The sequence below is a fragment of the Steroidobacter sp. genome (assembly GCF_036402275.1).
In the GTDB taxonomy this organism is placed as follows: Bacteria; Pseudomonadota; Gammaproteobacteria; order Steroidobacterales; family Steroidobacteraceae; genus Steroidobacter.
In genome coordinates this window covers 158,921-172,889 of the sequence record NZ_DASWTF010000036.1, presented here as the reverse complement: position 1 = coordinate 172,889, position 13,969 = coordinate 158,921, and the positions used below count along the sequence as shown (strand labels likewise).

17 protein-coding genes and 1 pseudogene are annotated in these 13,969 nt (G+C 62.4%); 2 read left to right on the top strand and 16 right to left on the bottom strand.

What is annotated here, in order from left to right; translation table 11 throughout:
• Positions 1–6: 6 nt before the first annotated feature.
• The 10 genes and pseudogenes from VGD45_RS20195 to VGD45_RS34165 form a co-directional block, all read right to left on the bottom strand.
• Complete coding sequence (locus tag VGD45_RS20195; RefSeq protein ID WP_331157151.1) at positions 7–534, bottom strand: pilus assembly PilX N-terminal domain-containing protein; 528 nt, start codon at positions 532–534, stop codon at positions 7–9.
• Positions 531–1,943 (bottom strand): PilW family protein, encoded by a 1,413-nt coding sequence (locus VGD45_RS20190; protein ID WP_331157150.1) that lies wholly within the window; start codon positions 1,941–1,943, stop codon positions 531–533. Before VGD45_RS20190 ends, VGD45_RS20195 begins: the two co-directional genes overlap by 4 nt.
• A gap of 2 nt (positions 1,944–1,945) precedes the next feature.
• Complete coding sequence (locus tag VGD45_RS20185) at positions 1,946–2,509, bottom strand: prepilin-type N-terminal cleavage/methylation domain-containing protein (RefSeq protein WP_331157149.1); 564 nt, start codon at positions 2,507–2,509, stop codon at positions 1,946–1,948.
• Entirely contained in the window at positions 2,506–2,907 is a 402-nt protein-coding gene (locus VGD45_RS20180) for a type IV pilin protein (RefSeq protein ID WP_331157148.1), read from the bottom strand. The genes VGD45_RS20185 and VGD45_RS20180 overlap by 4 nt, the downstream gene beginning before the upstream one ends.
• Positions 2,908–3,104: 197 nt before the next feature.
• Entirely contained in the window at positions 3,105–3,899 is a 795-nt protein-coding gene (locus tag VGD45_RS20175; protein ID WP_331157147.1) for an ABC transporter ATP-binding protein, read from the bottom strand.
• Positions 3,889–4,647: an ABC transporter permease gene (locus tag VGD45_RS20170; protein WP_331157146.1), complete on the bottom strand. Its 759-nt coding sequence runs from the start codon at positions 4,645–4,647 to the stop codon at positions 3,889–3,891. The genes VGD45_RS20175 and VGD45_RS20170 overlap by 11 nt, the downstream gene beginning before the upstream one ends.
• A 27-nt stretch (positions 4,648–4,674) precedes the next feature.
• Complete coding sequence (locus tag VGD45_RS20165; RefSeq protein ID WP_331157145.1) at positions 4,675–5,124, bottom strand: hypothetical protein; 450 nt, start codon at positions 5,122–5,124, stop codon at positions 4,675–4,677.
• Between the two features lie 37 nt (positions 5,125–5,161).
• Positions 5,162–5,755, bottom strand: a complete 594-nt coding sequence (locus tag VGD45_RS20160; protein ID WP_331157144.1) for an SCO family protein — start codon at positions 5,753–5,755, stop codon at positions 5,162–5,164.
• Between the two features lie 8 nt (positions 5,756–5,763).
• The gene (locus tag VGD45_RS20155) at positions 5,764–6,750 is read right to left on the bottom strand and encodes an ABC transporter substrate-binding protein (RefSeq protein WP_331157143.1); all 987 of its coding nucleotides are present in this window, start codon (positions 6,748–6,750) and stop codon (positions 5,764–5,766) included.
• 113 nt (positions 6,751–6,863) lie between these two features.
• Positions 6,864–7,253 (bottom strand): annotated as a pseudogene (locus VGD45_RS34165) (chemotaxis protein CheB); the annotation flags it as partial.
• Positions 7,254–7,386: 133 nt separating this feature from the next.
• Between VGD45_RS34165 and VGD45_RS20145 the strand changes: the two are divergent.
• Positions 7,387–8,031 (top strand): glutathione S-transferase family protein, encoded by a 645-nt coding sequence (locus tag VGD45_RS20145; protein WP_331157141.1) that lies wholly within the window; start codon positions 7,387–7,389, stop codon positions 8,029–8,031.
• Here VGD45_RS20145 and VGD45_RS20140 read toward each other — a convergent pair whose 3' ends face one another.
• Positions 8,032–8,934: an ROK family protein gene (locus tag VGD45_RS20140; RefSeq protein ID WP_331157140.1), complete on the bottom strand. Its 903-nt coding sequence runs from the start codon at positions 8,932–8,934 to the stop codon at positions 8,032–8,034. It abuts the gene before it with no gap.
• Between the two features lie 180 nt (positions 8,935–9,114).
• On the opposite strand from VGD45_RS20140, the gene VGD45_RS20135 reads away from it, so the two are divergent.
• Positions 9,115–10,758 (top strand): GAF domain-containing sensor histidine kinase, encoded by a 1,644-nt coding sequence (locus tag VGD45_RS20135; RefSeq protein WP_331157139.1) that lies wholly within the window; start codon positions 9,115–9,117, stop codon positions 10,756–10,758.
• A gap of 13 nt (positions 10,759–10,771) precedes the next feature.
• Here VGD45_RS20135 and VGD45_RS20130 read toward each other — a convergent pair whose 3' ends face one another.
• Genes VGD45_RS20130 through VGD45_RS20110 form a run of 5 tightly spaced genes read right to left on the bottom strand, consistent with a single transcriptional unit; the run spans position 10,772 to position 13,969 of the window.
• Positions 10,772–11,245, bottom strand: coding sequence for a DUF6644 family protein (locus VGD45_RS20130; protein WP_331157138.1), 474 nt, complete (start codon positions 11,243–11,245; stop codon positions 10,772–10,774).
• Between the two features lie 2 nt (positions 11,246–11,247).
• Positions 11,248–11,751: a DUF6644 family protein gene (locus VGD45_RS20125; protein WP_331157137.1), complete on the bottom strand. Its 504-nt coding sequence runs from the start codon at positions 11,749–11,751 to the stop codon at positions 11,248–11,250.
• 18 nt (positions 11,752–11,769) lie between these two features.
• Positions 11,770–12,726 carry a hypothetical protein gene (locus VGD45_RS20120; RefSeq protein ID WP_331157136.1) on the bottom strand — a complete coding sequence of 319 codons (957 nt, stop codon included), beginning with the start codon at positions 12,724–12,726 and terminating at the stop codon, positions 11,770–11,772.
• Positions 12,727–12,740: 14 nt separating this feature from the next.
• Positions 12,741–13,523, bottom strand: coding sequence for a hypothetical protein (locus VGD45_RS20115; protein WP_331157135.1), 783 nt, complete (start codon positions 13,521–13,523; stop codon positions 12,741–12,743).
• Positions 13,524–13,531: 8 nt separating this feature from the next.
• Positions 13,532–13,969 carry a DUF6152 family protein gene (locus VGD45_RS20110; protein ID WP_331157134.1) on the bottom strand — a complete coding sequence of 146 codons (438 nt, stop codon included), beginning with the start codon at positions 13,967–13,969 and terminating at the stop codon, positions 13,532–13,534.

Below are 13,969 nucleotides of genomic sequence, written 5' to 3'. Positions count from 1 at the left end.
CGCTCCTCACACACTGCAGACAGCGTTGTATTCGACTTCAGTCAGTCGGACGCGCACACCCTGATGGACGCGCACCGACGTGCCCTGAGCGACCGTGCCGTCATCGAACGCCGATACATCGGCCTTCAGATCCCACACGGTCAGATATGTGTCGCCGGTCGAAGACCCGAACGAGGAGCCCAGAAAGATGCTGCTCGCCGGCACGCCCGCACTGGGCATGCGTTCGGCGCTGATGCAAGTGGGCTGCTCGAAATCGACGTGAAAGTCCATCGCGCCGTCGTTGTCGATATCCACATCGATCGTCTGCGCCGCCGGCGCCGCGGTGAAGGTCGAGCTCATCACGAGCTCGATGCCGCGATTGGCCGCAGCGACCGCCTCGTCGCGCAACTGCATGTTGCCGACGGATTGAACGTTCGTGCTGCTAACGCTGAATGCGCCGACCACCATGACGGTGATCAGCGTCAACAGGATCAGGCCCACCACCAGTGTGGCGCCGCGCTGCCGTCCGGCGGCATGGATGGATGGCGTTCTCATGGTTCGGGCGTTTCTCTGCGGCCGGAAATATTGGTCAGCCGCAAACTGGTCACGAAAACGTGGCGTTTGAAGCTGTCGTTCGCGGCGAGGATCTTATCGGCCGTGGGACATGAGCCATCCGCATCGGGCTCACCCAGGCAGTACTCTTTGCTATCCGTGTAGCCAGGCGTGGCGTCTCGGCTGCGCGCCAGCACGTACAGTTTCACCGCGACGACGTTCATCAGCTCAGCGGCGGTACAGGGCGTGGCGGTCGTGCAGCGCTTGAAGAAGTCGGGGGCGCCATCGCCACGATTGGTGGTGCGAGTCTTGGTCGTCACATCCTCCCACTGCACCGCCTGGTTGTAGTTGGCGGCAGCGCCCGTCTTGCCCGTATCGTCGATGCCCAGCTCGACCCGCAGTGCTTCCACGCCATCGAGCAATCTGACAGGCGTTCGATGAGTGAGGACGCCGCCAGCGAGGTCGAGTTGCGAGCGCATCAGCGTGGGAACGGTGCGTTCTTGCCCGTCCGGATGAGGCAGGTCCGCGATGTAATAAATGTTCGAGATCACGCGGCGTTTCTCGGCAAGCGTTCCGGCCGTGACCGGCAGGCTCGCCGGCGTTCCCGTGCCCACGCAATCGCGCTTGTGCAAAGGAAACACGCTGGTGCCGAACGCATATTCGAAGCCGTAGACGGAAGTGTTGTCGGGAATGACAGCCCAGGGTGTATCGAGCGTGGCCGTCCTGCTGCTACCCACGTACGTATTGATGTGGCGCAGCTGGCCCATTCCGGTGCCGCTCACGATGCGCAACGTCAGTCCGGCGTACGCGCCATCGACCGAGGACGCATCGCCATCGAGATCGATGCTGTGCGAGGTGGCGCCAGTCGCCGTGCCGGCGTTCTTTTCGGCCGCGCACGAGCCGGCTTGCATGTACAAGCGCCCTGCTGCGTCGGCATCGCAGTTCGGCGTACCAGGAACACATGTCTCCGCGTGCCGAACCAGAATCACGTCGGTGCCCGGGCGCTGCGCGGGGAACGGAGCGCATCCCGAGCCGGAGGGCAACACGTCCGAGCTCTGCACCGGTACGCCGATCAGATTGGTCTTGTAGGCACTGGTCCACGATGCATACGCGAGACAGGCATCGGGGATGCCCGTCGGCACGTCAGCGGGCACATGCTCGTAGGTCAGATCGTCGAACTGCGGCACGAAGCCGGCCCAATAGCCGGCGTGCACCAAGTCGTTCTGCAAAATCTGGATGGCCGAGCGGCCGGCGTCGATCAGGCTGTTGCTCTTCGCCATCTCGTCATTGGCGCGCGCCAGATTGACGTAGACATTCACCAGCGCCAGCAGCACCAGCAGCGAGATGGCCATGGCCACCATCAACTCGACCAGCGACAGGCCGCGCTGAATGTTTTTGATAACGGCGCGCATGATCAGTTGAGGTCCGCGATGCGCACCAGGGTCGTGACGGCGCGTCGGCACAAATCATTCGGGCACTGGTCGTCGTCATACGCGCCCTGCCCGCATCCGACGCTGTCCGGAGGACTTGCGAGCGGCCCCAGGCCCTGCCACGCAACGGTGATCAGATATTCGTTAGCGGAGAGCGCCTCGACACAGCCGCGCGCTCCTATCATGGCGCCGGCCTTGCTGCCTCCATCCATTTCCGCCGCACCCAGCAGCGCGTTACACCACTGGTTCGCATCGATTTCCGCTCGCGTGCCCACAGCGACCGGACAGATTCCTCCATCCGCCAGAGGAGCGGCAGTTCCGGTCACGTAGCTCGCGGCGTGCGCGCGATTGGTTGCGAGACGGCTCGACATGTCCTGCAGGAGCACCAGCGCTTGCGCGCGCTGATAGCTCTCCACTTGAGAAACCCCGAGGCGCGACTGCAAGCCGGCCAGACCCAGCAGGCCGATCGCCAGGATGACGATGGTGATCAGCACTTCGATCAACGAAGTGCCGCGCTGTCCGGGTTGTTTCAGGCGGGCCCGGGTCATCGAGCCCATTTCTCAGCGGGCGCCTTATTTCCTTGGCTGTCGAGGGTGATCGCTTCGTCAACGGCCTGCGATCCGATGGGAGTGAAAGTGATCTCGAAGCTCGGTCGGGTAACGCCGTCGATCGGACCCATGGTCCACGTATAGTTGCGGCTGACCTGCTCCGGCAGCGTGTAGCCCGCGTCTTCGAGAGCATCCTTATCCGCGTAGCTGCGGTTGGCGAGCAGAAACTGCTGCTGACGATTGGCGATGTCCATCATCGCCTCCTTCGCCGCCGCCCGGTTCGCACGAATCACGTGCTGGCGATAGCTCGGAACGGCGACCGCCGCGATGATGGCGACGATCGCCACCGTGATCAGCAGTTCGATCAGCGTAAAACCTTGTTGTGATGAGTTGCGCATGGCCGGCCAGTGTCGAATGGGCCGGATTGTTTTGATTTAGTGCGATGAATTCTCAACAGGAATCACATTTCTGGCGCGCATGTGGCATCTACTTACCCCTGCGCGCGGAGCACACAAGACATAACACTCGCTCGTTAGGGTTTTCCTTAGGCGCCGGTGATGAGATCGCTCAGACAGACGTCGACCGGACGCGATCCTTACGCTGCGTCGGCCTCAACGCCCAGCTCCTTGAGAATCGCCGTGCGCAGCTGCTGCACTTCCGGGCTCGTGAGCTTGCGAGGATGTGGCAGCTTCACTTCGAACGTCGCTTGAATCCGCGTCGGGCGCGGCGACAACACCATCACGCGATCGGCGAGGTGGATCGCCTCCTCCACATCGTGAGTTATGAGCAGCACGGTGTGGCGCTCCTGCCCCAGAATCTTGAGCAGCTCATTGCGCATCCGCAGACTCATCAGCGCATCGAGCGCCGAGAACGGCTCATCCATGTAGAGAATCGCGGGCTTCACGGCCAGCGCGCGAGCGATCTCGACGCGCTTGAGCATGCCGCCGGACAGCTCGTGCGGATAAGCGGCTTCAAAACCCTTCAACCCCACGATGTTCGCGTAGTGGTCGGCGATGGCGATCTTCTCGCCCATGGACTGCGCGCCATTCAAACCGAACATCAGGTTCTGCTGGACGGTGAGCCACGGGAAGACCGAGCCGTGTTGTGAGATCAGGATGCCTTGCGGGCTTGGCTGCGTGCGAGCCGCGCCATCGATGAGCACACGACCCGAGTCCGGGGGAATGAAGCCGGCGATCATTCGCATCAGCGTCGATTTGCCGCAGCCCGAAGGACCCACGATGGCGATGAACTCGCCCTCGCCCACTTGCAAGCTCACGTCGTCGACCACCGACAGCGTGCCCTTGTCGGTGGCGAAATGCTTGCGCAGTCCCGCGACTTCGATCTTGGTGGGCGCCTTGACGAGCGTGTTAGTGAGCCCTTCAGTGCGCATACCGCCACCGCACGATCTTCAAGCCTTCCAGCAATCGCATCAGCCCATCCAATAGCAGTCCGATCAAGCCGATGATGATCATGCCGGCGATCACCAGGTCATAACGGTTGCCGGCGTTGCGCGAGTCGATGATGAGATAACCGAGCCCCGAGCGCAGAGCGATCATTTCGGCGGCGACCACGACCAGCCAGGCGACGCCCAGGCCGATGCGCATGCCGACGATGATCTGTGGCAACACCGCCGGGATCACGACTTGTGTGAACAGCTTGTAGCGGGACACGCCGAAATTCTCGGCCGCCCGCAGATAGCGCTTCTCGATGGTGTGCACGCCGGCCACGGTCTGCACGATCATCGGAAACACCGACGAGATGAAAATGAGATAGATCGGCGAGGCGTTGCCGACGCCGAACCATAGAATCGCGATGGGAATCCAGGCGATGGGCGAGATCGGCCGCAGGATCTGAAACAATGGATTCAACGTGTCGTAGGCCCCGCGCATCCAGCCCATCCACAATCCGAGCGGCACGGCGACCAGCACCGCCAACGAAAATCCCGCGGCCACGCGTCCGAGCGACGCGCCAATGTGTTGCCACAACGTGCCATCGCGAATCAGCTCGACGGTGCCAGTGACGACCTGCCAGGGCGTGGGAAAGATGACGCTGCGGGTGGATGTGACGATCGCCCACCAGGCGGCGATCAGCACCGCGATGACCACGATGCCGGGCAGCGACTGCCGTAGTCTGCTCATGCGTCCGAGCTCACGATTCTGTTGTCTTCAACCGGTCGGTTCATGCGATTTGTTGCCGAATGCCTCGGCCAGTTCTAATACTCGCCAGCGCAGCCTGCCCCACGGCGACGCCGGAAACGGGTCGACGACGACAGTCATTTGCCCGCTGCTGTGCGCGCTGCAGGCGAACTGATATTCGGAGGCGACCTCGAACGGCAGGCGAAAGCTCTGTCCTGGCATCAACAGCGCCGGCCCGAACGTCTGCGGCACCGAGTCCAGATTCTTCAGGAACAGGACGTCGTTGACGCCGAGGGTGAGCCGGATCTGCTGCGGCAGGATGTCGACCTGATCCCCGGACATTCTTCGCGCCCACGTGCCTTCGGGAATGACGAATGGCTGCTCGCGGTTGGCGGATATTGGCACGGGAGCGAAGGCGGCCCAAGCAATGGCGACGGCAAGGCCGATAGCCGGAATCAATGACCATCGACGGCGGCTCATGAAGGCACACCGGACCATCGCGCGGATTCCAGCAAAATCATTCGCTCAGCAACGCCCGAACGTCGTGCACATAGTCATCGGGCAGCCGTCCGTACGGCATCATCCCGCGCAGCAGCCCTTGCCGATCGATCAGGTACACCGAGGATGAATGGCCGACGGTGTAGGTGTTGCCGATGTTCTTCCGTTCGGCCATGACGCCGTAGTTCTTTCGGGCCGCCGCGAGTTGCGCCGGCGTGCCGGTGCCGCCGACGAACGTGGGATCGAATCCTTTGAGATAGGCACGCATCCGATCCGCACTGTCGCGCTCCGGATCGACGGTCACGTAGACGACCTGCACCTGATCTGCCTGGGGACCCAGGCGCTTGCGAGCCTGCGCCAGCACAGCCAGCGTCGTCGGGCAGACTTCCGGGCACGAAGTAAAGCCAAATCCGAGCAGCACCACTTTGCCGCGATAGCCGGCTAGTGAAAGCGTGCCGCCCGTCGATGCATCGAGCGACAGCTCGGGCGCGGCCCGAGGCGGTTCGAACACCCCCGCTTTGAGCGTCGGACGATCGGCGGCAAGAGCGCACAGTGCCGACAGCAGCGCCGCAGCCGTCGCCAGCCAGGCAGGAATACGTGCACGATGTTTCATGGCGCGCATCAAATGCTGATCGCAGCGGGCTGGGCGGCCTTCGCGAAGCTCTCATCCATGTAGGTTTCGTAGGCGATCGGATGCTTGATCGTGCCCGCCTCGATGGACAATTGCATCAGCTCCTCGAACTCGCTGCGAATCATGCGCAGATCGCCGTACGTGACCCGATCCGTCGGATTCTCCATCACGAAACGGATGATGTTCGGATCCTGATTGAAGTACTGCCGGCCGGCGGCAATGGCCACCGCCTTGTCACGATTGGCCTGCTGCAGATCCAGCCACTGCCCGGCGCCCAGCACATAATTGACCAGATCCTGCACCAGCGGGCGATTCGACTGGATCAACTCCTCACGCACGGTGAGAACACAGCAGATGTAATTGCGCCATTCATCTCGCGTCATCCGTAGCGGACGGGCGTAGCCGGCGTGTTGGGCCGCTGCGCCAAAAGGTTCGCCCGTGCAGTAAGCATCGACGGCGTTGGCATACAACGCGGCCGGCATGTCCGGCGGCGGCATTTCGACGATTTCGATCTCCGCGGGCGTCATGCCCTCCTGTTGCAGCATCTTGCGCAAGAACAGGAAATCCACGGCAAAGCGGCTGGGAATGGCGATGCGCTTGCCGGTCAGCTGACGAAACTTCTGATACGGCGAATCGGTGCGCACCATGATGACCGCGCCGGAGCGATGCCCGAGCGAGACGATCTTCACCGGGATTTTCTTATCCGCCAGATCCATGACCAGCGGCGCGAGCATGTAGGCCGCCTGAATGCGGCCGGCCATCAGGGATTCTTTGATCTCGGGCCAGCCGCTGTATTTGCTGTACTCAAATGCAAGGGCCTGCCCGCCGCCGGGCGCAGGCGTCGCCTTGGATCGGGCCACGCAGGCCACCGGCAATGTGAGATTACAGGTCACGGGCAGTCCCCCGACGACCAGAGCATCGGAAGGCTTTTCGCTGGCGCAGGACACCAGGCCGCTGGGGATGGCGGCGGCCATCATTGCCTGTAGAACCTGTCGACGGTGTCGTTGATGAGTGCTGAGCATGCCAGGGCAGATCGTAATAGCTCTGGCGCAAATTGTAGCCCAGCCGTGAGACAAGCGCGCAGTTGAGCTTATTTTCCTTCGTTGCGCCTGCCTGCGCCGAACTCCAGCATGGAGCGTGGCAACTCCTGCAGAGGCTGGATTCGTTGCGCCCCGCCCATGCGAATGGCTTCCTTCGGCATCCCGAAGACGACGCAACTCGCTCCTGCGCGATCGTGCTCGGCCGATATCGCGCATCTCCTTGAGACCCCGTGCGCCATCGTCGCCCATGCCAGTCATGATGACGCCGAGCGCATTCGCGCCCGCGCAGTTCGCTACTGAACGAAACGATCGCCATGTCTGGCCTCGCGCACTTCGATCTCACATAGACTGTTCAACCGGCTCGCGAACGCGGCGGTGAATTTTTCCGGCATGTGCTGCACGACTGCGATGCCCGAGCTCACGCGGGGCAAGCGCGTCAATCCCTGAATGACTCGCGCGACAGCGCCCTGAGCAAAGTCCACACTGTGCTGCCGATGTCAGGTTGTAATTGGCTCTTCTGTTCGAGACCGCGGCCGCGGTATGGTGTGCTCGATTCGGATCACGGAACTGCACATGACACAGTTACAAATCGTCGGGCGTCGCAGCTCGCATTTCACACGACTCACGCGCCTGTTTGCCGAGGAGCTCGGCATCGCCTACGAGATCGTGCCCATCTTCGACATGACCGAGCGCGCGCCGCAGATCTATGCGGACAATCCCGCGCTGAAGCTGCCCATCCTGCGTGCGGGCGAGGAAGTTGTGTTCGGCACGGAAAACATCTGTCGCGCGCTCGCCGATCGCGCTGGAGCTGCGGACGAGATCGTCTGGCCCGAGCGCTTACGTGGGACGCTGTCGAGGAATGCGCAGGAATTGGTCTGGCATTGCATGACGGCGCAAGTGCAGATCGTGTTCGGCACGGTGGTCTCGAAGCTGCCGAGCGACAATGTTTATTTCGAGAAGGCGCGCCAGGGATTTGAGGGCGCGCTTGCGTGGCTGGATGCTCACGTGGCCGAGGCGCTGGAGGCGCTGCCGGCGAACCGGCGGCTCAGTCTGTTCGAGGCCTCGTTGTTTTGCATGATCGACCATTTGCACTTTCGCAAGACGGTGCCGGTCGAGCAGTACGCTTCGCTCCAAAGCTTTGTTCGCGCCTTCGGCGAACGGCCGTCCGCTCAGCGCACGCCGTATCAGTTCGACGTACCGCCCGCGAGCGGTCGATAGTTACGATCGCACCGTGCCGGCCGCCTGCTCGGCCAACAGGAATGCGCCGGCGATGCCGGCACGGGTGCCGAGCTCCGGAGCACGAATGTATTCATCGAGCACCCCGGGTTGGCTCAGGGGCTCCAAATAACCCTTGAGCGAACTGGCCGCGGCTGAGCGAATGTGAGGCAGCAACAGTCCGTTCGCCATCACCCCGCCGCCGAAGACAACGCGCTCGACCGAGAGCATGAGCGCAATCGAAGCCGCCAGCTGGCCGAGATAACCGCCAATGATCGACCACGCTTCGTGGTGCGGCGGCAAGGCATCGAGCTGGCAACGCCAGCGCGCCTGAATCGACGGGCCGCTCGCGAGGCCTTCCAGGCAATCGCCATGAAATGGACACACGCCCGGGAAGTCTTTATCGCGCGCGTCACGTCGCACGAATATATGTCCCATCTCAGCATGCATGAGCCGGCGCGTCGTCAGGTCGTTGGGCGCGATGCCGCCACCGATGCCGGTGCCGACTGTGACATACGCAATCGATCCCAATCCGCTTCCGGCACCCAAGCGCCATTCGGCGAGCGCTGCCGCTCCCACATCCGTATCTAAAAGAATGGGCGCGCTGAATCGTGCCCGCAGCGGACCCAGTAAGTCTACCCGCGACCAACCTGGTTTAGGCGTCGCGAGCATCTGCCCATAACCCGGCTCGTGAGAACGCAGATCGATGGGGCCGAAGCAGCCGAAGCCGAACGCGTCGATGTGGCCGAACTTGCGCTCCGCCGTGCTGAAGAACTCGACGCAGGCCGCGAGCGTGGCCGCTGCGCTCGAGGTCGGCAGCACGACACTCTCCCGCAAGTCGGCGGGTGACGCACCGACCGCGCATACGAATTTGGTCCCGCCGCCTTCGATGGCTCCGTATAACACTTGGGCGTCCAGCGCTGGTAGGAAGGTCTCAATATAGCTTGTCAGGGCGCTCAGGGTGTCCCCGAGGCCCACCGCTCCACCCCTTCGGCAAATGCTCACTTGAGGTGATGAGCCTCTCAGTTCAGCAATGCACGACCTCCCCGTGACTCAGGGCCCGCCGGTTGCTGCCGAAAACTTAGCATGTCCGCCCGCATACCCTCCCTGCCGCCCGATATGGACCCTGCTGCCGTGGCGCGCGAGGCCGGGTTCACGCCGGCATCCCGGCCGGTCAACGAGCACTCGCGCCTCTTGTCGTTGCAGTCTTATGACATCCTCGACAGCGCCGAGGAGGCCCGCTACGACGACCTCACCCTGCTCGCGTCCCGCATCTGTGGCACTCCGATGGCGTTGATCGTGCTGATCGATGAGCACCGGCAGTGGTTCAAGTCGAAAGTGGGCGTGACGGGTTCCGAAGCGCCGCGCGCGCTCGGCATTTGCGCGCATGCGATCTTAGATCCCCACGAAGTGCTCACCGTGCCCGATGCGCGGCTGGATCCTCGATTCGCCACGAATCCGTATGTCACCGGCGAGCCTCATGTCCGCTTCTATGCGGGCGCACCGCTCGTCTCTCCTGATGGCCATGCACTGGGCGCGCTCTGTGTGATCGACTCCGAGCCGCGACAGCTGCGGCCAGAACAAAAGGATGCGTTACAGGCGTTGTCGCGACAGGTCATGGCCTTGCTCGAAGAGCGCCGTACGTCGACGGCGCTTCGCGGGGCGATGCAGGCGTTGACGCGCAGTGAGACTTTGTTTCGTGAAGCGTACGAGAATGCGCCCATCGGCATCGCGCTCGTTTCGCCGTCCGGCGAGTGGCTGCGTGTCAATCGATCTTTATGCGACATCCTGGGCTATTCGGCCGAGGAGCTCACACGCACGACCTTCCAGGCCATCACGCATCCGGAAGATCTGGAGAGCGATCTGCTCCAGGTGCGACAGGTGCTGGCGCGCGAAATTCGCAGCTACCAAATGGAAAAGAGATATCTGCACAAGGCCGGGCACGCTGTGTGGACTCAGCTGAGCGTGTCGCTCGTCTGGGACAAGCAGCGGCCGTTGTATTTCGTCTCGCAGATCCAGGACATTCACGAGCGCAAGACCATCGAGCGCGCGAAGGCCGAGTTCTTGACCATGGTGAGCCACGAGCTGCGCACGCCTGTCACGGCCCTGCGTGGCGCGCTCGGCATTCTAGCCGCTGGCGCGGCTGGGCAGCTGCCACCCAAGGCGCAAGCGCTGACCGCGCTTGCCGATCGCAACGCCGAGCGTTTGCATCGTCTCGTCAATGACATTCTGGACATCGAGAAAATCGAGGCTGGCGGGTTTGCTTATCGATATGTCGATCTCGATCTGAATCAGCTCGTGACGCAGGCGGCGCTCGAGCTCAAGCCGTATGCGGATCACTATCACGTGCAGATCGAAGTGAGCTCCGACCTGCCTCGCGCGTTCCTGCACGCGGATGCGGATCGCTTGATGCAGGTCCTCGCGAATCTGCTCTCCAACGCCGTCAAGTATTCACGACCCGGCAGCAAGGTCGAGCTGCACGTGAGCCGCACCGACGAGCGCATCAGAGTCAGCGTCAAGGACAACGGCGAAGGCATCCCGGAAGAGTTCCGCGCGCAGATTTTCGAGAAGTTCGCCCAAGCCAACTGGACCGCCACCAACCCCAAAGGCGGCTCCGGCCTTGGCCTGCACATCAGCCGAGTCATCATCGAACACCACGGCGGCACCCTCAACTTCCAAACCGAACTGGGCGCCGGCTCGACGTTTTATTTCGAGCTGCCGGTGCTCTGAAGGCGCAGCGTCCTTAAATAAATCCGATCATCCGCCCTGCCATCGCGACGCTGAACCACGCCGCGAGTGAGATTCCGACACTGGCGCGGGCGAGCGCCGGGCTCGGGGAGGTTTGCGTGGCCGTCTTGCGGAACAAGGCCAGTTGCACGATGACGGCAGCGAAGAACAGCACCATCTTCAAACGAAACGCCGGGTTGTAGAAATACAGCTTCGGCGTGGCGATGAACATGAGCGTGCCGCTCAGCGCCGTGAGCGCCAGGCCGAGCCACACCAGTTTGGTCGCCTCATGGGCAATATCGGTCGTGGCCTGATGTTTGAACGCCAGGCCCACCAGATGCAGGCCGATCAGCACCAGCGACGCCAGCAGCGCCACCAGTCCCATGACGTGGACGATCTGCAGCCCCGCCCCAACCATGTGGTCGGTCTTGCTGATGGCGTGAGCCAGGGCGCTGTCTTGCAGCCAGGTCAACACTTCGAAAGCGGTCATGATCAGCCCCAGCTCGGCAGATAAGGAATCAAGCGGCCGCACACCACGACCAACGTCCACAACCCGAACGACGCAATCCCCGCATAGCGCACACTCGACGGCAGCACTTTGTGACTCTCCTGCACCGGCGAGCGCTGCGCGATCACCAGTTCGAAATACAACGCATTGATGCCCGCCAGCGCCATGAACGCCATCTTGGCGACAAACGCCGGACTGTCGAGCATGCGTGCCGCCGCCGACCAGAACAGCAGCCCGCCCGACACGAACACCGCGATGAAGCCGCCAATGACATACGGCCGCAGATGCCGCAGCACATCGATGACCGGCACGCGCGTCAGGAAAAGATTCATCAGCCGCAAGTCAGTGAGAAAGATCAGCCCCACCGAAATCGACAGCCCGATGAGATGAATCCCCTCGATGATGGGATAGGCATAGCGCGACTCCGCGATGGCCACGCCAATCGCCGACGCTTCGAGCTGCTCCGCCAGTGCGTACAAAGTAGACATGAGTGCAATTCGTCCGCGTTACTTGGCGCTGATGACCGCAATGTTGCCGAACGGCCCGTTGTTCTCGACGCAGATCCGTTCATAGCGCTCGATCAACGGCGCCTTGCCGGCAGGCTGATTCGCAAGGGCCACTTCGTAGTGCCAGCCATCAGGCTCATCGTTCACGGTGAAGCGCCGCGCCGGAATGGTGACCGTCCAGGGCCGCGTGTACACCGTCGGATCGGTGATGGTCGCGACGTAGTTATATCGCGTGCCTTCGCCATTGAAGATATAGCGCTCTTCGATGTGCGCGTTCTCGCTGAAAAACTCGCCAGTTCGCGCGAGACGCGCTTTGGCGTTGTTGTTCGTCACATCGACGATCAGCGTGTTGCCTTCCCAGCGCCCGCGTGAGTCCGCATTCCACAGCTTGATGTTCTCCGGCAGGTGCGGCTTGCCGTCCAGGTGAATGATGCGAGTGCCCGAGTTGAACAGCAGCACCACATAGCCGGGATACTGCCGGATCTCATAGCCGTGCCACGTGAACGACTTCGGCACGCCCGCCGGCGCGCAGCGGGCCAGCGGCTCGATGTACTGTTCCTTCACCGGGTTGTGAAAGTACTGCAGGAACTCCTGTTGAACCGCCCTCGCCCACGGCTGAAATGGAACTTGGCCGTCCGGCGGATCGCTCACACGACTCGGCGCTCGCTCATTCCGCGGAGTCTTCGGCGGGCCGTTACGCCCAGGGTCGCCAGGCACACCGCCTTGCGGATCCGTCCAGTTGTTGTGATTGGCGATGGTGTTCGACCAATGCCCCTGCACGTCGGGCTGACCGTCGGAGAGGCGCTTGCCCGTCCATTTGCCAGATGCGATGGGCGTGACCGTCGTCTCGCGCTGAATGCGCGACCCGCCCGGCGCCTGCTGCTCTTGCGCGTGCACGGGAATCAGCGCAAGCAATGCCGCCACCGAAGTCAGCTGCGCCAGAAATTTCGTCGTCATGATTCCAGAGCTCATTATTCCGTCGCTCCCGGCTGCGGCACCGGGTAGTACTTGTCGTAGCCCAGCGTGAAGCAGTAGTTCTCGATCAGCTGGAAGTCTTTCTCACGATGCCGATGCAACAGCACGCTCAGCGTCCAGGGACGAGAGAAGACCTGGGGATCCTCGAGCGTCGCCTTGTACTCGAGGGTGTTCGCGTCCAGATACGTCCAGCGCTCGATCACGTGCAGCTTGGGGCTGTGAAAATTGCCGGCGCGGTCCAGCCAGGTTTCCTCGTTGAAGTCGGTGACATCGACCACCAGCGTGTCGCCTTCCCAGTGCGCGCGCGAATCGCCGAGATAGAACTCGTTGTCAGTCACTTCCGGATGCAGCGTGCCATTCGTATGGATGGTTCGCACGGAATGTCCGAACTGGAACACCAGGGTCAGATCGCGATCGCGCTGAAAGATCTGGAACGGCTCGCGATAGTAGATGCCCCGTGGCGTGCCGAGCGTCCAGCACTTCAGGCGCGGATCTTCTTTGTCGCGAACGGCAAAATTTTTCTTCTTCCGCTCCAGGGCCGCCGGCAAATAAGGAATGTATTTGCCCTCGATCACGCCTGCGCTCGGCGGCGCGTCGGCGCGGCCCGAATGCGGTTCCAGGTCATATTCCGCCGAGCTGGTGGTTTCCCAGATGCCTGAAAAATCCGGTTTGCCGCTGGGCAATCGCGGAATCTTCGGCTCAGCGGCCGCTGCTATCGAGCTGACCGCCAGGGCGCCGAGCAGCAACGCCGCGAGGCGAGCTCTCATCGCGATACGCATCGTCGCGCTCATTGAGACACGCTGGCGGTTCTGGCGGAGGGAGCATCCTGTGCACCGCCGGTCTGAAAGTTGCGCCCATCCGGCAACGTGACAATCACCGAGTAGCCGTACGAGCCGCCGTTCTTGGCGAGGTAGCCGCGGATGCGCACGGCCGTGCCCGGAGCGACATCGGATTTCTTCAACCCGATTTTGGCGAGCTGGTTGGGCGCGCCGAACTCGACGCCCCAGTTGGTGACCTTCCCGTCCGGCTCCGTGACATCGAAGTACAGCCAGCTGTGCGGGTTGACCCACTTGATCTTGGTCACCGTGCCTTTCAGGTCGATGGGCTTATCGGCGTCGAACTCGGCCGCGAATGCGTGATGCGCGGCGACCTGGCTCGACCCGGCGAGCAGATAGCCGGCGGCGAGCGCGGACAGAAACGATTTGGAAACGATTGCTTTGCTCAT